Below are 18,100 nucleotides of genomic sequence, written 5' to 3' on the forward strand. Positions count from 1 at the left end.
AGTGGCCCCTCATTCCGAACGCGAGCTCCCGATGTCCCGCCTGCCCCTGATCGGCGTCAGCGCCTGCACCCGAACGCTCGGCCACCATGACTATCACATGGCCGGCGACAAGTACCTGCGTGCCGCGGCGATCGCCGGGCTACCGCTGATCGTGCCGGCCCTGGGCGAGCTGGTCGACCAGGCCAGCCTGTTGGAAAGCTTCGACGGCTTCCTGTTCACCGGTTCGCCTTCCAATGTCGAGCCGCATCATTATTCCGGTCCCGCCAGCGAGGCCGGCACCCACCACGACCCGGCGCGCGACGGCTTGACCCTGCCACTGATCCGCGCCGCGGTCGAGGCGGGGATCCCGGTGCTGGGCATCTGCCGCGGCTTCCAGGAGATGAACGTGGCTTTCGGCGGCAGCCTGCACCAGAAGGTCCATGAAGCCGGGCCCTACCGCGACCACCGCGAGCGGCCGGAAGACCCGCTGCATGTGCAGTACGGTTTCAGCCATGCCCTGCACGTGCAGCCCGATGGTCTGCTCCAGCGCCTCGGCCTGCCGGCGCAGATCCAGGTCAACTCGGTGCACGGCCAGGGGGTCGAACGGCTCGGCGCGGGGCTGCGCATCGAGGCGCTGGCCCCGGACGGGCTGATCGAGGCGTTCTCCGTGGAGGGCGCGCGCAGTTTCGCCCTGGGTGTGCAATGGCACCCGGAATGGAAGGTCCATGAAAACCCAGACTACCTGGCGCTGTTCCAGGGCTTCGCCGAGGCCTGCCGGGCGCGCGCCGGGCGACGCTGAACGGGCGTCGCCAACCCACCAGAGGTCACCATGAGTATCAAGCTCGACCAGCTCACCGGCTGGCTGAAAGAACGCAAGATCACCGAAGTCGAATGCCTGATCAGCGACCTGACCGGCATCGCCCGCGGCAAGATCTCGCCGACCAACAAGTTCCTGGGCGAGAAGGGCATGCGCCTGCCCGAGAGCGTGCTGCTGCAGACCGTGACCGGCGACTACGTCGAGGACGAGATCTACTACGAGCTGCTCGACCCGGCCGATATCGACATGTTCTGCCGGCCCGACCCCGACGCGGTGTTCCTCGTGCCCTGGGCCATCGAGCCGACGGCCCAGGTGATCCACGACACCTACGACAAGATGGGCAACCCCATCGAGCTGTCGCCGCGCAACATCTTGAAGCGCGTGTTGAAGATGTACGCCGACAAGGGCTGGCAGCCGATCGTCGCGCCGGAGATGGAGTTCTACCTGACCAAGCGCTGCGAGGACCCGGACCTGCCGTTCCAGCCGCCGATCGGCCGATCCGGGCGGCAGGAGACCGGCCGCCAGTCGTTCTCCATCGACGCGGCCAACGAGTTCGACCCGCTGTTCGAAGACATGTACGACTGGTGCGAGGCCCAAGGCCTGGATCTGGACACCCTGATCCACGAGGAAGGCACCGCGCAGATGGAGATCAACTTCCGCCATGGCGAGGCGCTGCACCTGGCCGACCAGATCCTGGTGTTCAAGCGCACCATGCGCGAGGCCGCGCTCAAGCACAACGTCGCCGCCACCTTCATGGCCAAGCCGATGACCGGCGAGCCGGGCAGCGCGATGCACCTGCACCAGAGCGTGGTGGACATGGAGACCGGGCGCAATATCTTCTCCAACCCGGACGGCTCGATGAGCCAGCTGTTCCTGCACCACGTCGGCGGGCTACAGAAGTACATCCCCGAGCTGCTGCCGATGTTCGCCCCCAACGTCAATTCGTTCCGCCGCTTCCTGCCCGACACCTCGGCGCCGGTGAACGTCGAGTGGGGCGAGGAGAACCGTACCGTCGGCCTGCGCGTGCCGGATTCCGACCCACAGAACCGCCGCGTGGAGAATCGCCTCGCCGGCGCCGACGCCAACCCCTACCTGGCCATCGCCGCGAGCCTGCTGTGCGGCTTCATCGGCATGACCGAGGAGCTCAACCCCAGCCAGCAGGTGCGCGGCCGTGGCTACGAGCGGCGCAACCTGCGCCTGCCGCTGACCCTGGAGGCCGCGCTGGAGCGCATGGAGAGCTGCCGCGAGCTGCGCAAGTACCTGAGTCCGAAGTTCATCACCGGCTACGTCGCGGTCAAGCGCGCCGAGCAGGAGAACTACAACCGGGTGATCAGTTCCTGGGAGCGCGAGTTTCTGATGCTGTCGGTCTGACCGGCAGCCGCGGTCGCCGGGTGACGGTTGTCATGCGCGTCCACCCAGCATGCCTGACCCCGGGGCCGATGGTGTCCGGCCGGTCCCGGCCCAGCACACAGCCGAAGGGTGGATGACGCGTCCTCCACCCACCGTCAACGCAACAACGACCTGGAGATGATCGATGAGCGATTCGCAAACCCTGCACTGGCAAGCCCTGAGCCGCGACCATCACCTGCCGCCGTTCACCGACTACAAGGCGTTGAACGCCAAGGGTACGCGCATCATCACCCGTGCCTCCGGGGTGTACCTGTGGGACAGCGACGGCCAGCGCATCCTCGATGCCATGGCCGGGCTGTGGTGCGTCAACGTCGGCTATGGCCGCGAGGAGCTGGTCGAGGCCGCGGCCCGGCAGATGCGCGAGCTGCCCTACTACAACCTGTTCTTCCAGACTGCGCACCCGCCGGCGCTGGCGCTGGCGCAGGCCATCGCCGAGCTGGCGCCGGCCGGCATGCAGCACGTGTTCTTCACCGGCTCGGGTTCCGAAGCCAACGACACCGTGCTGCGCATGGTGCGCCACTATTGGGCGATCAAGGGCCAACCGGAGAAGAAGGTGGTCATCGGCCGCTGGAACGGCTACCACGGCTCCACCGTGGCCGGCGCCAGCCTTGGCGGGATGAAGGCCATGCACGGCCAGGGCGACTTCCCGATCCCCGGCATCGAGCATATCGATCAGCCCTACTGGTACGGCGAAGGCGGCGACATGGAGCCGGAGGAATTCGGCATCCGCATCGCCGACCAGCTCGAGCAGAAGATCCGCGAGATCGGCGAGGACAAGGTCGCCGCGTTCATCGCCGAGCCGATCCAGGGCGCCGGCGGGGTGATCATCCCGCCGGACAGCTACTGGCCGCGGATCAAGGAGATCCTCGCGCGCCACGACATCCTGTTCATCGCCGACGAGGTGATCTGCGGCTTCGGCCGTACCGGCGAGTGGTTCGGCAGCGACTACTATGGCCTCGAGCCGGACCTGATGCCGATCGCCAAGGGCCTGACTTCCGGCTACATCCCCATGGGCGGCGTCATCGTGCGCGACGAAGTGGTGCGCACCCTCAACGAGGGCGGCGAGTTCTACCACGGCTTCACCTACTCGGGGCACCCGGTGGCCGCGGCGGTGGCGCTGGAGAACCTGCGCATCCTGCGCGAGGAGAGGATCGTCGAGCGGGTCAAGGCGCAGACGGCACCCTATTTGCAACGTCGCTGGCAAGAGCTGGCCGAGCATCCACTGGTGGGCCAGGCCCGCGGCGTCGGCCTGCTCGGCGCGCTGGAGCTGGTGAAGAACAAGAAAACCCGCGAGCGCTTCGCCGAGCCGGGCGTGGGCATGCGCTGCCGCGAGCACTGCTTCCGCAACGGGCTGGTGATGCGTGCCGTCGGCGACACCATGATCATCTCGCCGCCGCTGGTGATCGGCGAGCAGGAGATCGACGAGCTGATCGACAAGGTAAGGCTGTGCCTGGATGCGACGGCCAGGGACGTGCTGGGCTGAGCGGCGTGCCCGCCGCAGTGCTGGCAGTCGGCCGTTCGGGCTGTTGAAAAAACGCCCCCGACCTTGCCAGACTGCGCCGGTGCTGACGGCCAGACTTCCCGCGGGGTGCGTCGATGCCGGCACGCCCTGGACCGCCAGGCCGCCGTTGTCGGTGTGGCCTGTTCCAACTGCCCCGATACGAATCATGACAATACAGGAGCTGCACGGATGAAACCCTTCGCCAAGACCCTTCTCGCCCTGTCGCTGGCCGGCGCATTCGCCGGGGCTGTACAGGCCGAGGACAAGGTGCTGCACGTCTACAACTGGTCGGACTACATCGCCGAGGACACGCTGGAGAACTTCACCAAGGAAACCGGCATCAAGGTGGTCTACGACGTCTTCGACAGCAACGAGGTGCTGGAGGCCAAGCTGCTGGCCGGCGGCTCGGGCTACGACGTGGTGGTGCCGTCCAACCCCTTCCTGGCCAAGCAGATCAAGGCCGGCGTGTTCCAGAAGCTGGACAAGTCCAAGCTGCCGAACTGGGAAAACCTCAACAAGGACCTGCTCAAGGCGCTGGAGCCGAGCGATCCGGGCAACCAGTACTCGGCACCCTACATGTGGGGCACCATCGGCATCGGCTACAACGTCGACAAGGTCAAGGCCGTGCTCGGCGACAACGCGCCGGTGGATTCCTGGGACCTGGTGTTCAAGCCCGAGAACATCGAGAAGCTGAAGGCCTGCGGCGTGTCCTTCCTCGATTCGCCGACCGAGATCCTGCCGGCCGCGCTGCACTACCTGGGCTTCGCCTCGGACAGCGGCAAGAGCGACGAGCTGAAGAAGGCCGAGGAGCTGTTCATGCAGATCCGCCCGAACGTGGCCTACTTCCATTCCTCCAAGTACATCTCCGACCTGGCCAACGGCAACATCTGCGTGGCGATCGGCTACTCGGGCGACATCTACCAGGCCAAGGCCCGCGCCGAGGAAGCCAGCAACGGCGTGAACGTCAGCTACCAGATCCCCAAGGAAGGCGCCGGCAGCTTCTTCGACATGCTGGCCATCCCGGCTGACGCGAAGAACGTCGACAACGCCCACGTCTTCCTCAACTACCTGATGAAGCCGGAGGTGATGGCGGCGATCACCGACTACGTGCAGTTCCCCAATGGCAACGCGGCGGCCACCCCGCTGGTGGACGAAGCCATCCGCACCGACCCGGGCATCTACCCGAGCCAGGAGGTGCTGCAGAAGCTCTATACCTTCCCCGACCTGGACGCCAAGACCCAGCGCACCATGACCCGCAGCTGGACCAAGATCAAGTCCGGCCGCTGAGAGTGGCGCCGGCCAGCCCGCAGGGTTGGCCGGCGTGACATCCGGTACCCGGGACGCCTCATGCGCCCCGGCTGCCACGAAAGAACGTACCTGATCCCGCGCTGCGGCCCGTCCACCCGGCCGCAGCCCGAATTTGTTGTCGCAACTGTTGATTTCCAGAGGTTTTTACAATAAACAGCCGGCCTTTCCCCGCGGGGCAACGCACGGCCTGTAACGAAGAGGACTTCCCTCATGCGCTCGACCCTCAAGTCGCTGATCATCGCCGTCGCGTTGGCCGCAGCCGCCAGCGCCCAGGCCGCCACCGTACACATCTACAACTGGTCGGATTACATCGGCGAAGACACCCTCGAGGCGTTCGAGAAGGAGACCGGCATCCAGCCCGTCTATGACGTCTTCGACTCCAACGAAACCCTCGAAGGCAAGCTGCTCGCCGGGCGCAGCGGCTATGACGTGGTGGTGCCTTCGAACCACTTCCTCGGCAAGCAGATCCGCGCCGGCGCCTTCCAGAAGCTGGACAAGTCCAGGCTGGGCAACTGGGGCAAGCTCGACCCCGCGCTGCTCAAGCAGCTCGAGCGCAACGACCCGGGCAACGCCTACGGCGTGCCCTACCTGTGGGGCACCAACGGCATCGGCTACAACGTCGAGAAGGTCAAGGCGGTGCTGGGCGTCGAGCGTATCGACTCCTGGGCGGCGATCTTCGAGCCGGAGAATGCCGAGAAGCTGGCCAACTGCGGCATCGCCTTCCTCGATTCGGCCGACGAGATGATCCCGGCCATGCTCAACTACCTGGGCCTGGACCCCAACAGCCAGGACCCCGACGACTACCGCAAGGCCGAGGAAAAGCTGCTGGCGGTACGCCCGTACGTGCGCTACTTCCACTCCTCGAAGTACATTTCCGACCTCGCCAATGGCAATATCTGCGTCGCCGCCGGCTACTCCGGCGATGTGTTCCAGGCCGCCGCGCGCGCCGAGGAAGCCGGCAAGGGCATCGACATCGCCTATTCGATCCCCAGGGAAGGCGGCAACCTCTGGTTCGACATGCTCGCCATCCCCGCCGACTCCGGCAACGTCGAGCAGGCCCACGCCTTCATCAACTACCTGTTGCGCCCCGAGGTGATCGCCGCGGTGAGCGACTACGTCGGCTATGCCAACCCCAACCTCGAGGCGGGGGCGTTGATGGATCAGGAGGTACGCCAGGACCCGGCGGTCTATCCGCCGCAGCAGGTGCTCGACCGGCTCTACGTGTCGGCCGAGTTGCCGCCGAAGGTCCAGCGGCTGATGACCCGCAGCTGGACGCGGATCAAGTCCGGCCAGTAGGCCGGCCCAGGCACGGCCTGCGCCCGCGAACGACGCGCGCCAGCCGGGCACCAAATCAAGCATCGCCCGGCCCGGCCGGGAACAACCTTCACTTTCGGGAGTTCGCGCATGGCCGTTGCCTCCAGCGCCTACAAGAAAGCCGTCACCGGCGGCAGCAAGAACAAGCAGGTGCTGCTGAAGATCGACCGCGTCACCAAGAAGTTCGACGAGACGGTGGCGGTCGACGATGTCTCGCTGAGCATCCACCAGGGCGAGATCTTCGCCCTGCTCGGCGGCTCCGGCTCGGGCAAGTCGACGCTGCTGCGCATGCTCGCCGGCTTCGAGCGGCCGAGCGAGGGGCGCATCTTCCTCGACGGCCAGGACATCACCGACCTGCCGCCCTACGAGCGGCCGATCAACATGATGTTCCAGTCCTACGCGCTGTTCCCGCACATGACGGTGGAGCAGAACATCGCCTTCGGCCTCAGGCAGGACAAGCTGCCCAAGGAGGAGATCGCCGCGCGGGTGGCTGAGATGCTCGCGCTGGTGCAGATGACCCAGTACGCCAAGCGCAAGCCGCACCAGCTCTCCGGCGGCCAGCGCCAGCGCGTGGCGCTGGCACGCTCGCTGGCGAAACGGCCGAAGCTGTTGCTGCTCGACGAGCCGATGGGCGCGCTGGACAAGAAGCTGCGCTCGCAGATGCAGCTCGAACTGGTGCAGATCATCGAGCGCGTCGGCGTGACCTGCGTGATGGTCACCCACGACCAGGAAGAGGCCATGACCATGGCCGAGCGCATCGCCATCATGAGCCAGGGCTGGATCGCCCAGGTCGGCAGTCCGATGGACATCTACGAGACCCCGGCCAGCCGGCTGGTCTGCGAGTTCATCGGCAACGTCAACCTGTTCGACGGCGAGCTGGTCGAGGATCTCGAGGACCACGCGGTGATCGCCTGCCCGCAGCTGGAGCGGCCCATCTACGTCGGCCATGGCATCAGCACCCGCGCCCAGGACAAGCGCGTGACCTACGCCCTGCGTCCGGAGAAGCTGCTGATGAGCCTGGAAAAGCCGGTGCTCGAGCTGCCCGACTACAACTGGGTCGAAGGCGTGGTGCACGACATCGCCTACCTCGGCGGCCACTCGGTGTACTACATCAAGCTGGAGTCGGGGATGCTGCTGCAGGCCTTCGTCGCCAACGCCGAGCGCCACGTCAAATGGCCGAGCTGGGAAGAGCGCGTCTACCTGCACTGGCTGAGCGACAGCGGCGTGGTGCTGCAGGCATGAAGCGCCGGCCTTCCCTGAACAACGGCCGCCGGCTGGTCATCGGCGTACCCTTCCTCTGGCTGTTCCTGTTCTTCCTGCTGCCGTTCGCCATCGTGCTGAAGATCAGCTTCGCCGAGGCCGACGTGGCGATCCCGCCGTACACCGAGATCTTCCGCTACGCCGACCAGCAGCTGCAGGTGCTGATCAACCTGGGCAACTACATCTTCCTCAGCGAGGACGAACTGTACCTGGCCGCCTACCTGGGCTCGCTCAGGATCGCCTTCTTCAGCACCCTGCTGTGCCTGTTGATCGGCTACCCGATGGCCTATGCCATCGCCCGCGCGCGCAAGGACCTGCAGACGGTGTTCCTGCTGCTGATCATGATGCCGACCTGGACCGCGATCCTGATCCGCGTCTATGCCTGGATGGGCATCCTCAGCAGCAACGGCCTGCTCAACAGCCTGTTGCAGGGCCTCGGGCTGATCGATGCGCCGCTGCAGATCCTCAACACCGACATCGCGGTGTACATCGGCGTGGTCTATTCGTATCTGCCGTTCATGATCCTGCCGCTCTACGCCAACCTGGTGAAGCACGATCCCAGCCTGCTGGAGGCGGCATCCGACCTCGGCGCGCGCAACCTCACCAGCTTCTGGAAGATCACCGTGCCGCTGTCGAAGAACGGCATCATCGCCGGCTGCATGCTGGTGTTCATCCCGGTGGTCGGCGAGTTCGTCATCCCTGAGCTGCTCGGCGGCCCGGAGACGCTGATGATCGGCAAGGTGCTCTGGCAGGAATTCTTCAACAACCGCGACTGGCCGGTGGCCTCGGCGCTGGCGGTGGTGATGCTGGCGATCCTCTTGGTGCCGATCATCCTGTTCAACAGGAACCAGGCGAAAGAGCTGGAGGGCAAGCTATGAAACGCTGGAGCTTCTCCAACCTGATCCTGGCCCTGGGCCTGCTGTTCATCTACCTGCCGATGGTCATCCTGGTCATCTACTCGTTCAACGACTCGCGCCTGGTGACCGTCTGGGGCGGCTGGTCGGTGAAGTGGTACCTGGGCCTGCTGGACAACAGCCAGCTGATGGGCGCGGTGCTGCGCTCGCTGGAGGTCGCCGCCTACACCGCCATCGCCGCCGTCGCGCTGGGCACCATGGCCGCCTTCGTGCTCACGCGCATCCCGGTGTTCCGCGGCCGCACGCTGTTCGGCGGGCTGGTCACCGCGCCGCTGGTGATGCCCGAGGTGATCACCGGCCTGTCGCTGCTGCTGCTGTTCGTGGCCATGGCCCAGCTGGTCGGCTGGCCGGCGCAGCGCGGCCTGGTGACCATCTGGATCGCCCATACCACCTTCTGCTCGGCCTACGTCGCGGTGGTGGTGATGGCGCGCCTGCGCGAGCTGGACCTGTCCATCGAGGAGGCCGCCATGGACCTCGGCGCGCGGCCGTGGAAGGTGTTCTTCCTGATCACCATGCCGATGATCGCGCCGTCGCTGGCCGCCGGCGGCATGCTCTCCTTCGCCCTGTCGCTGGACGACCTGGTGCTGGCCAGCTTCGTCTCCGGGCCGGGCTCGACGACACTGCCGATGGAGATCTTCTCCGCCGTGCGCCTCGGCGTGAAGCCGGAGATCAACGCGGTGGCCAGCCTGATCCTGCTCAGCGTGTCGCTGGCGACCTTCTTCGCCTGGTACTTCAGCCGCCGCGCCGAGAAGCGCCGGCTGCGCGCCCTGCAGCAGGCCATGGACGAGGGCAATGCCGCGCCCAGCTGGCGCCAGGTGATCGACAGCCGCAAGGCGCTGGTGCCGCCCTCGGCCCACAGCTGATGGACGAACAGGGGCGCCGCACGGCGCCCCTGTTCGTTTCCCTCAGCGCTGCCAGTCGCAGAAACAGGCCACCGCCAGCGAATGGGTGGCGCGTACCGGGCGCCCGGCGAGGATCGCCTCGAGGATGGGCTCGACGAAGCTGTTGTCCGAGCTGCACACCGCGCCCTCGCTGTAGGGGCCGATGTAAGCCAGTTCACCCTGCTGGTCCCAGATGCCGACCGCAGGGCTGGCCGGCAGCTGCTCGGCGCCGGCCAGGCCCTCGAGCGGCTTGAGCGCGGCCAGCGGCCCAGGCAGGCGGCCGTGGCTGCCCGGCTTGCGCACCTCGTAGAACGCCACCGGCTGGCCGGCGAAGCGCTCCAGCAGTTGCTGCAGGTGCTGCTGGTTGCCGACATTGCACGGGCAACCCGGGTCCCAGAAGTGCACGAAGCGCACCGGCCCGGGGCCGGCCAGGGCCGCCGGCAGGCGCAGCGCGTCGCCGGAGAACAGCTCGGCGCGCTCGCCCTCGAAGGTGCGCAGGTAGCGCGCCTCGAACCACCAGTAGGCGGCCAGCATGGCGCCGGCCCAGGCGAGCGCGATCAGCGCGGCGAGAAGGTACTTGTGACGCTTGGCCATGGCGATGGTGCTCGGCGGAAGGTGCGCCAGCTTGCCATGCCAGGCGCCGACAGCGGAATATCCGGGCACGCGGCCGTTGTCCATGCCTCCATCCATCCGCAAGTTCCTGCCCATGCCGATCCAACCCGAGCAGTTGCGCGAGCAGCTGCATGACCTCAGCGAAGCCGGCGAGCTGTCCGCCGAGGCGCGCCATTACCAGCACTACTACGGCCTCGACCTGACGCGGCCCGGTGAGATCCACAGTCGCCTCGGGCGTTTTCGCGTGCACGGCTACGACATCGTCGCCCAGGCCTGGTGGCCGCGCGAGCCGCACGCCACGCTGCTGCTACTGCACGGCTACTACGATCACATGGGGCTCTACGGCCATGCGGTGCGCTGGGGCCTGGAGATGGGCTTCGCGGTGCTGGCCTGCGACCTGCCGGGGCATGGCCTGTCCAGCGGGCCGCCGGCGGCGATCAACGAGTTCGACGAGTACCAGGCAGTGCTGTTCGGCCTCTTCGAGCAGGCGCGCCGGCTGGACCTGCCGCGGCCCTGGCACCTGCTCGGGCAGAGCACCGGCGGCGCCATTGTCCTCGACCACCTGCTGCACCAGCCGGCGCCGGACGAACTCGGCGAGACCATCCTGCTCGCGCCGCTGGTGCGCCCGCGCGCCTGGCTGCGCTCGCGACTGAGCTACGAACTGCTGCGGCCGTTCGTCCGCGAGATCCGCCGCACCTTCACCGAGAACTCCGGCGACGCGCAGTTCCTCGACTTCGTGCAGAGCCAGGACCCGCTGCAGGCGACCACCCTGCCGACCAGCTGGGTCGGTGCGCTGGCCCGCTGGATCCCGCGCATCGAGGGCGCCGAGCGCAGCGAGCGCAGCCCGATCATCGTCCAGGGCGAGGCGGACATGACGGTGGACTGGCAGCACAACCTGCCGATCCTGCAGGCCAAGTTCGCCGAACCGCAGATCCTCCTCTTGCCCGAGGCCAGGCACCACCTGGTCAACGAGTCGGAGGCGCTGCGCCGCCGCTACTTCCACTTCCTGCGCGAACGGTTGCGGTAGCCGTCGCTTACTTGATCTCAGCAGATGCATGCATGAGCGAATTCGCCTAAATTGCTCGCTTATTTTTTCTCTCATCGGCACGAGGATGCTTAGCCCATGGCGAAGACGGACGGGACCATCGCGGCAGACAGTAAAACCACCGCCGGCATCGCCCTGCAGCCGGCCTCCGAGGACATCTGGACGCAGAAATACCGCCTGACCAGCAAGGACGGCACGCCGATCGACGACAGCGTCGACGCCACCTGGCAGCGCGTCGCCCGCGCCCTGGCCGACGTCGAGCCGGCCGAGCAGCGCGAACACTGGTACGAGCGCTTCCTCTGGGCATTGCGCCACGGCGCCATTCCCGCCGGGCGGATCATCTCCAATGCCGGCGCGCAGGACTACAAGCCGGCGACCTCGACCATCAACTGCACCGTGTCGGGGACCATCACCGACTCGATGGACGACATCCTCGGCAAGGTCCACGAGGCCGGGCTGACGCTCAAGGCCGGCTGCGGCATCGGCTACGAGTTCAGCACCCTGCGCCCGCGCGGCTCGTTCGTCTCCGGTGCCGGTGCGCACACCAGCGGCCCGCTGTCGTTCATGGATATCTTCGACAAGATGTGCTTCACCGTGAGCTCGGCCGGTGGCCGCCGCGGCGCGCAGATGGGTACCTTCGACGTCTGCCACCCGGACGTGCGCGAGTTCATCCGCGCCAAGCGCGAGGACGGCCGCCTGCGCCAGTTCAACCTGAGCCTGCTGATCACCGACGAGTTCATGCAGGCCGTGGAAGCCGACGGCGAGTGGCCGCTGATCTTCCCGGTGCACGCCAAGGAGGCCGGCGAGCTGGACCTGGCCGACGACAGCCAGGTGATTTGGCGCGAATGGCCGGTGCACGACGGCTACCTGGTGCGCGACGACGGCCTGGTCGCCTGCAAGGTCTACGGCCGGCCCAAGGCGCGGCACCTGTGGGACATGATCATGGTCTCCACCTACGACTACGCCGAGCCGGGCTTCATCCTCATCGACCGCGTCAACCAGCTGAACAACAACTGGTGGTGCGAGGCGATCCGCGCGACCAACCCCTGTGGCGAGCAGCCGCTGCCGCCCTACGGCTCCTGCCTGCTGGGCTCGGTCAACCTGACCAAGTTCGTCATCGACCCGTTCGGCAACGAGGCGCGCTTCGACTGGGACAAGTACCGCGAGGTGGTGCGCATCTTCACCCGCATGCTGGACAACGTGGTGGAGATCAACGGCCTGCCGCTCGAGCAGCAGCGCCACGAGATCCTCACCAAGCGCCGCCACGGCATGGGCTTCCTCGGCCTCGGCTCGACCCTGACCCTGCTCAAGCTGCGCTACGGCAGCCCCGAGGCCTGCGTGTTCACCGAGGAGGTGTCGCGCGAGATGGCCCTGGTCGGCTGGGAGCAGGCCCTCGAGCTGTCGAAGGAAAAGGGCCCGGCGCCGCTGCTGACCGAGACCTTCGAGGTCACCGCCGAGATGCTGCGCAAGCGCCCGGAGATGGCCAAGGATGGGTACAAGGTCGGCGACCAGGTGCCCGGCCGCGTGTTGCACGCCAAATATTCGCGCTACATGCAGAAGGTCGCCGAGTTCGCCCCCGACCTGATCGAGGCGCTGGCCGAGCAGGGCGCGCGCTTCACCCATCACAGCTCCATCGCGCCGACCGGCACCATCAGCCTGAGCCTGGCCAACAACGCCTCCAACGGCATCGAGCCGAGCTTCGCCCACCAGTACGCGCGCAACGTGATCCGCCCGGGGCGCAAGGCCAAGGAAAAGGTCGAGGTGTTCAGCTACGAACTGCTGGCCTACCGCACGCTGATCAACCCCAACGCCACCCCCGGGGCCAGCGAGCCCGGGCAGAAGCTGCCGGAGTACTTCGTCACCGCTGACGACATCACCCCGACCCAGCACGTCGACATCCAGGCTGCGGCGCAGAAGTGGGTGGACTCGTCGATCTCCAAGACCGCCAACGTGCCGACCGACTACCCGTTCGAGGCGTTCAAGGACATCTACCGCTATGCCTGGCGCCAGGGCCTGAAGGGCTGTACCACCTTCCGCTTCAACCCGGCCGCCTTCCAGGGCGTGCTGGTCAAGGAAGCCGACCTGGAGAAGACCAAGTACCGCTTCGTGCTCGAGGACGGCAGCGTGGTCGAGCTCCGGGGCAACGAGGAAGTGGAGTACGACGGCGAGGTGAATACCGCCGCCAACCTGTTCGACGCCCTCAAGGAAGGCTACTACGGCAAGTACTGACGCCGTGCCGGCCTGACCGTTACCGTTTATGCGCCGGGCGCCTGCCGCCCGGCTGGAGAGAGATAGCAATGACCGTCAAGATCACCCAGCGCATCAAGGGCTTCAAGGTCGTCGACGAGACCCTCGAGCGCCCGGCCGCCGCCGCCACCGACGGCAAGACCACCAAGGTCACCGTGGTGGAGATGGACGAGAGCCTGCAGCGCCCGGAAACCCTCATCGGCATGACCTACAAGATCAAGTCGCCGCTGTTCGAGCACGCCCTGTACGTGACCATCAACGACATCGTGCTCAACGCCGGCACGCCGCACGAGCAGCGCCGGCCGTTCGAGATCTTCATCAATTCGAAGAACATGGACCACTTCCAGTGGATCGTCGCGCTCACCCGGATCATGTCCGCGGTGTTCCGCAAGGGCGGCGACTGCACCTTCCTGGTCGAAGAGCTCAAGGCGGTGTTCGACCCGCGCGGCGGCTACCTGAAGAAGGGCGGCATCTACATGCCGTCGATCGTCGCCGAGATCGGCGCGGTGCTGGAGCGCCACCTGATCGCCATCGGCATGCTCGAGGGCCAGGCGCTGGACGAAACCCAGCTCAAGTACCTGGCCGAGAAGCGCGCCGCCTACGAGGCCAGCCAGGGCGCGGTGGCGGTGGAGCCGGGCGACGGCTTTCCCGCCGGCGCGCAGCTGTGCGGCAAGTGCAACACCCAGGCGGTGGTGCAGATGGACGGCTGCGCGACCTGCCTGAACTGCGGCTATTCCAAGTGCGGCTAAGCGCCTGGTAGCCGGCAGAACGAAAAGGCCCGGGGCTTGCGCTCCGGGCCTTTTTCTTTGCCTGTCGCTGAGGCGGCGGGCGGTGGAAACAACGTGGCGAGCGTCCGGCGCCCGCCGCAGCTTCAGCTCACCACGCGGTAGCAGGGCTCGTAGGGCATGCCGCCGGGCAGCTTCATGCGGTGCTGCTCGACGAAGGCCTGCAGCAGTTGGTCCAGTGGCTGCATGATCTGCGCATCGCCGTGGATCTCGTAGCGGCCGTACTGTTCGATGCGGCGGATGCCCTTGTCCTTGACGTTGCCGGCGACGATGCCGGAGAACGCCCGGCGCAGGTTGGCCGCCAGCTCGTGCGGCGGCACATCGCGGCGCAGCTGCAGGTTGGCCATGGCCTCGTGGGTCGGATCGAAGGGGCGCTGGAAGCCTTCCTCAATCTTCAGCAGCCAGTTGAAGTGGAAGGCATCGTTGCGCTCGCGGCGGAAGCGGCGCACCGCGGCGAGGCCGTCGACCATTTGCCGGGCGACCTCGGCGGGGTTGTCGATGACGATCTGGTAGCGCTTCTGCGCCGGCTCGCCGAGGGTGGCGCCGACGAAGGCGTGCAGTTGCTGCAGGTAGGCCGCGGCGCTGCGCGGGCCGGTGAGCACCACCGGGAAGGGCAGCTCGGCATTGGCCGGGTGCAGCAGGATGCCGAGCAGGTAGAGGAATTCCTCCGCGGTGCCGACGCCGCCGGGAAAGATGATGATGCCGTGGCCGACGCGGACGAAGGCCTCCAGGCGCTTCTCGATGTCCGGCAGGATGACCAGTTCGTTGACGATCGGGTTCGGCGCCTCGGCGGCGATGATGCCCGGTTCGGTCAGGCCCAGGTAGCGGCTGCCGACCAGCCGCTGCTTGGCATGGCCGATGGTGGCGCCCTTCATCGGCCCCTTCATCACGCCCGGGCCGCAGCCGGTGCAGACGTCCAGCTTGCGCAGCCCCAGCTCGTGGCCGACACGCTTGGCGTACTTGTATTCCTCGGTGCTGATCGAGTGGCCGCCCCAGCACACCACCATGTTCGGCTCGACGCCCGGGCGCAGGGTGCGCGCGTTGCGCAGCAGGTGGAAGACGTAGTCGGTGATGCCCTGGGAGCTCTCCAGGTCGATGCGCATGCTGCCCAGCTCGCTCTCGGTGTAGACGATGTCGCGCAGCGCGCTGAACAGCATCTCGCGGGTGCTGGCGATCATCTCGCCGTCGACGAAGGCGTCGGCCGGTGCGTTGAACAGCTCCAGGCGCACGCCGCGATCCTGCTGCAGGATCTGCACCTCGAAGTCGGCGTAGGCCTCGAGGATGGTCTTGGCGTTGTCGATCCGGGTGCCGGTGTTGAGGATCGCCAGCGCGCACTGGCGGAACAGCTCGTGGGCGCGGCCGGAGCCGATCTCGGAGAGCTGCTGGACTTCGCGTTGGGAGAGGGTTTCCAGGCTGCCGCGGGGGTTGACCGAGGCGTTGATGACATGGCGTTGGGTCATTGATGATTCCTGAATTCGATGGTGACACCATCGAGGAGCTGGTGCACCGAAACGGCGGCTGCCTGCCGCCATCTTAACGCGGTGGCACAGCGGTGGTGGACGCTCCGTTCGGAGGCGGCGCGGCGGCACTGCGTGAGCCGTGGCAGATTCGACCCCCGGAGCGATCGGCGGTTCGCCCGCAGCGCAAGTGCGTGGCCGGTCAGGTCCAGCCGTAGCGCACCAGGTGGAAGAAGATCGGCGCGGCAAAGCAGACCGAATCGAGGCGGTCGAGCATGCCGCCGTGGCCCTCGATCATGTGCCCCCAGTCCTTGACGCCGCGGTCGCGCTTGATCGCCGACATCACCAGGCCGCCGAAGAAGCCCAGCAGGTTCAGCAGTAGCGCCATCAGGGCCGCCTGCCACCAGGCGAACGGGGTGATCCAGAACAGCGCCGCGCCGATCAGCGTCGCCAGGAAGATCCCGCCGACAAAGCCTTCGACGGTCTTGGATGGCGACAGGCGCGGGGCGATCTTGCGCTTGCCGGCCAGCTTGCCGCAGACGTACTGCAACACGTCGGAGAGCTGCACGACGATGATCAGCCAGGCGATCAGCAGCAGGTTGCGACCTTCGTAGCCGGCAATCTCCAGGGTGAGCAGGGCAGGGACGTGGGAGACGCAGAAGACTGCGATCATCAGCCCCCATTGCACCTTCGAGGCACGTTCGAGAAAGCGCGTGGTGTCGCCACCCAGCGACGCCAGGATCGGCAGCAACAGGAACACGTAGACCGGGATGAAGATGGCGAACAGGCCGTACCAGCCGACCGCCACCAGCAGATACTGCAGCGGCAGCACCAGATAGAACGCCGCGACCAGCGCCGGATAGTCGCTGCTGCGTGTCGGCGTCAGCGTCATGAATTCGCGCAAGGCGAAGAACGACACCAGGTAGAAGAGGATCACCACGGCCGTGTGGCCAAGCCAGAAAGCGATGCCGATCAGCGCGACCATCACCCACCAGGCCTTGATGCGCGCATTGAGGTTGTCGATCACCGGGCTCTCGCCGCCGCTGCGGCGCTTGAGGACAAAGCCGATCAGCGAGGCCATGGCGAGCAGGGTGCCGATACCGGCGAACAGCAGCAGGGTATTGCGATCCATGTCAGTCCTCCTTCGGGGCCAGTTCCAGCAGAGCCAGGCGAGCGCGCTGCAGAAACGCGTCCTTGTCCTCGTCCTGTTCGATGCTCATGGGCGCGCCGAAGCTGACGCTGCACAGCAGCGGCAGCGGCAGGCTGCGGCCCTTGGGCATCACTCGATTGAGGTTGGCGATCCATACCGGCACCAGCTCCACCTCCGGGCACGCCAGGCCCAGGCGATACAGTCCGCTCTTGAACGGCAGCAGGCCTTCTTCCCGGTTGCGCGTGCCCTCGGGGAAGAGGATCAGCGAATCGCCAGCGGCCAGGGCGTCGAGCATCGGTTGCAGCGGATCCGACTCCGGGCCGCTGCGCTCGCGATCCACCAGCACACCGTTGAACAGGCGATGGATGACGAAGCGGCGCAGCGCGCTGCTCTGCCAGTAATCGGCGCCGGCGACGGGCCGGGTCCTGCGCCGCAGATCAGGTGGCAGCGATGCCCAGAGCAGCACGAAATCGCCGTGGCTGCTGTGGTTGGCGAAGTAGATGCGTTGCCGGTTGAGCGGCGCGCAGCCGATCCAGAGGCTGCGCGTGCCGGTCAGCAGGCGTGCAGCGGAGGTGATCGCGAAGGCGAGCAGGGCGCCGAGCATGGGATGTTCCTCGGTATCGGGCGGAAAGTCGGTGGTGCGGGTGGAGCGGCTCAATCCGCTTCGGCGGGCGCCGATGCGGTTTCCGCCAGGCCTTGTCTGACCCGGTTGCTCAGCGTGAGGATCGACAGCCCGGCGATCAGCAGCAACAGGCCGTTGATCCAGGCGGCTGGCAACAGGCCCAGGGCGATGCCGGTGGCCAGCACGCCAAAGGCGAAGGCCCTGTCGCTCTTGCCCATCGGGCCATCGTAACGACGTGATGCGCCCACCATCGGCCCGAGCACCCCGGCGTACTCGGTGAGTGCTGCTAGCACCACCACCAAGACCACGGCAGCAGGCCAGACGCCGGCCACCAGCGCGAGCGGCAGATAGAGCGCCGCATCGGCGGCCACATCGCAGAGTTCGTTGAGGTAGGCGCCGAGCTTCGATTGCTGGCCGAACTCCCGTGCCAGCATGCCGTCGATGGCGTTCAGTGCCATGCGCAGCAGCATCCACAACGGGATCAGCAGGAATATCAAGCGCTGCTCGGCCAGCAACGTAACCACAGCAGCTATGCCGAGCGACATTAGCAATGCCGCGGCGGTGACTTGGTTGGCCGTCACGCCGCGCGCAAAAAGATGCTTGACCAGCGGACGCAGTAGCGCCTGGAAGCGGGGTTTGAGCTGATAGATGGAGGGCATGCATCGATTCCTTTCGATGATGGGGCCGTCGCGCAATTCGGCTCACGCCGGCGCGCATCCGTGCGACCGGCACTTTGAGGTAAAGCCTGCACGGTCGCAAGTTGCGCTGGCAGATTTGCGAGGCGCTGAACGCTTTGCG

At 66.7% G+C, this 18,100-nt stretch carries 16 protein-coding genes; 11 read left to right on the forward strand and 5 right to left on the reverse strand.

Going from position 1 to position 18,100, the window contains the following annotated elements; all coding sequences use genetic code 11:
* Positions 1-31: 31 nt before the first annotated feature.
* The 8 genes from L3N39_RS01865 (at position 32) to L3N39_RS01900 (ending at position 9,366) form a co-directional block, all read left to right on the forward strand.
* The gene (locus L3N39_RS01865; RefSeq protein ID WP_237255508.1) at positions 32-778 is read left to right on the forward strand and encodes a gamma-glutamyl-gamma-aminobutyrate hydrolase family protein; all 747 of its coding nucleotides are present in this window, start codon (positions 32-34) and stop codon (positions 776-778) included.
* A 30-nt stretch (positions 779-808) separates the two neighbouring features.
* Positions 809-2,167 (forward strand): glutamine synthetase family protein, encoded by a 1,359-nt coding sequence (locus tag L3N39_RS01870; RefSeq protein WP_237255509.1) that lies wholly within the window; start codon positions 809-811, stop codon positions 2,165-2,167.
* 163 nt (positions 2,168-2,330) lie between these two features.
* Positions 2,331-3,689, forward strand: a complete 1,359-nt coding sequence (locus L3N39_RS01875) for an aspartate aminotransferase family protein (protein WP_237255510.1) — start codon at positions 2,331-2,333, stop codon at positions 3,687-3,689.
* Positions 3,690-3,896: 207 nt separating this feature from the next.
* A complete protein-coding gene (locus tag L3N39_RS01880) occupies positions 3,897-4,994 on the forward strand; it encodes a polyamine ABC transporter substrate-binding protein (RefSeq protein ID WP_237255511.1) in 1,098 nt (365 codons plus the stop codon).
* Between the two features lie 231 nt (positions 4,995-5,225).
* Positions 5,226-6,311, forward strand: a complete 1,086-nt coding sequence (locus L3N39_RS01885) for a polyamine ABC transporter substrate-binding protein (RefSeq protein WP_237255512.1) — start codon at positions 5,226-5,228, stop codon at positions 6,309-6,311.
* Between the two features lie 108 nt (positions 6,312-6,419).
* Positions 6,420-7,571 carry an ABC transporter ATP-binding protein gene (locus tag L3N39_RS01890; RefSeq protein ID WP_237255513.1) on the forward strand — a complete coding sequence of 384 codons (1,152 nt, stop codon included), beginning with the start codon at positions 6,420-6,422 and terminating at the stop codon, positions 7,569-7,571.
* Positions 7,568-8,467, forward strand: coding sequence for an ABC transporter permease subunit (locus L3N39_RS01895; protein ID WP_237255514.1), 900 nt, complete (start codon positions 7,568-7,570; stop codon positions 8,465-8,467). Before L3N39_RS01890 ends, L3N39_RS01895 begins: the two co-directional genes overlap by 4 nt.
* Positions 8,464-9,366, forward strand: coding sequence for an ABC transporter permease subunit (locus tag L3N39_RS01900; RefSeq protein WP_237255515.1), 903 nt, complete (start codon positions 8,464-8,466; stop codon positions 9,364-9,366). Before L3N39_RS01895 ends, L3N39_RS01900 begins: the two co-directional genes overlap by 4 nt.
* Before the next feature lie 42 nt (positions 9,367-9,408).
* On the opposite strand, the gene L3N39_RS01905 is transcribed toward L3N39_RS01900, so the two are convergent.
* A complete protein-coding gene (locus L3N39_RS01905) occupies positions 9,409-9,978 on the reverse strand; it encodes a DUF6436 domain-containing protein (protein ID WP_237255926.1) in 570 nt (189 codons plus the stop codon).
* 106 nt (positions 9,979-10,084) lie between these two features.
* On the opposite strand from L3N39_RS01905, the gene L3N39_RS01910 reads away from it, so the two are divergent.
* The 3 genes from L3N39_RS01910 to L3N39_RS01920 all read left to right on the forward strand — a co-directional run bounded on the left by L3N39_RS01910 (position 10,085) and on the right by L3N39_RS01920 (position 14,037).
* Positions 10,085-11,023, forward strand: a complete 939-nt coding sequence (locus tag L3N39_RS01910) for a phospholipase BipL (protein ID WP_237255927.1) — start codon at positions 10,085-10,087, stop codon at positions 11,021-11,023.
* A gap of 96 nt (positions 11,024-11,119) precedes the next feature.
* On the forward strand, positions 11,120-13,270 hold the full coding sequence (locus tag L3N39_RS01915; RefSeq protein WP_237255516.1) for an adenosylcobalamin-dependent ribonucleoside-diphosphate reductase: 2,151 nt from the start codon (positions 11,120-11,122) through the stop codon (positions 13,268-13,270).
* A gap of 68 nt (positions 13,271-13,338) precedes the next feature.
* The gene (locus L3N39_RS01920) at positions 13,339-14,037 is read left to right on the forward strand and encodes a TSCPD domain-containing protein (RefSeq protein ID WP_237255517.1); all 699 of its coding nucleotides are present in this window, start codon (positions 13,339-13,341) and stop codon (positions 14,035-14,037) included.
* 122 nt (positions 14,038-14,159) lie between these two features.
* Here the strand turns inward: L3N39_RS01920 and ppnN are convergent, their stop codons facing one another.
* The 4 genes from ppnN to L3N39_RS01940 form a co-directional block, all read right to left on the reverse strand.
* Entirely contained in the window at positions 14,160-15,533 is a 1,374-nt protein-coding gene (gene ppnN / locus L3N39_RS01925; protein WP_237255518.1) for a nucleotide 5'-monophosphate nucleosidase PpnN, read from the reverse strand.
* 199 nt (positions 15,534-15,732) lie between these two features.
* Positions 15,733-16,662 carry a phosphatidate cytidylyltransferase gene (locus L3N39_RS01930; protein WP_237255519.1) on the reverse strand — a complete coding sequence of 310 codons (930 nt, stop codon included), beginning with the start codon at positions 16,660-16,662 and terminating at the stop codon, positions 15,733-15,735.
* A 1-nt stretch (position 16,663) separates the two neighbouring features.
* On the reverse strand, positions 16,664-17,284 hold the full coding sequence (locus tag L3N39_RS01935) for a lysophospholipid acyltransferase family protein (protein ID WP_237255928.1): 621 nt from the start codon (positions 17,282-17,284) through the stop codon (positions 16,664-16,666).
* A gap of 50 nt (positions 17,285-17,334) precedes the next feature.
* A complete protein-coding gene (locus tag L3N39_RS01940; RefSeq protein ID WP_237255929.1) occupies positions 17,335-17,961 on the reverse strand; it encodes a CDP-alcohol phosphatidyltransferase family protein in 627 nt (208 codons plus the stop codon).
* Positions 17,962-18,100: the final 139 nt, after the last annotated feature.

The sequence above is a fragment of the Pseudomonas oligotrophica genome, from assembly GCF_021726475.1.
Lineage (GTDB): Bacteria > Pseudomonadota > Gammaproteobacteria > Pseudomonadales > Pseudomonadaceae > Stutzerimonas > Stutzerimonas oligotrophica.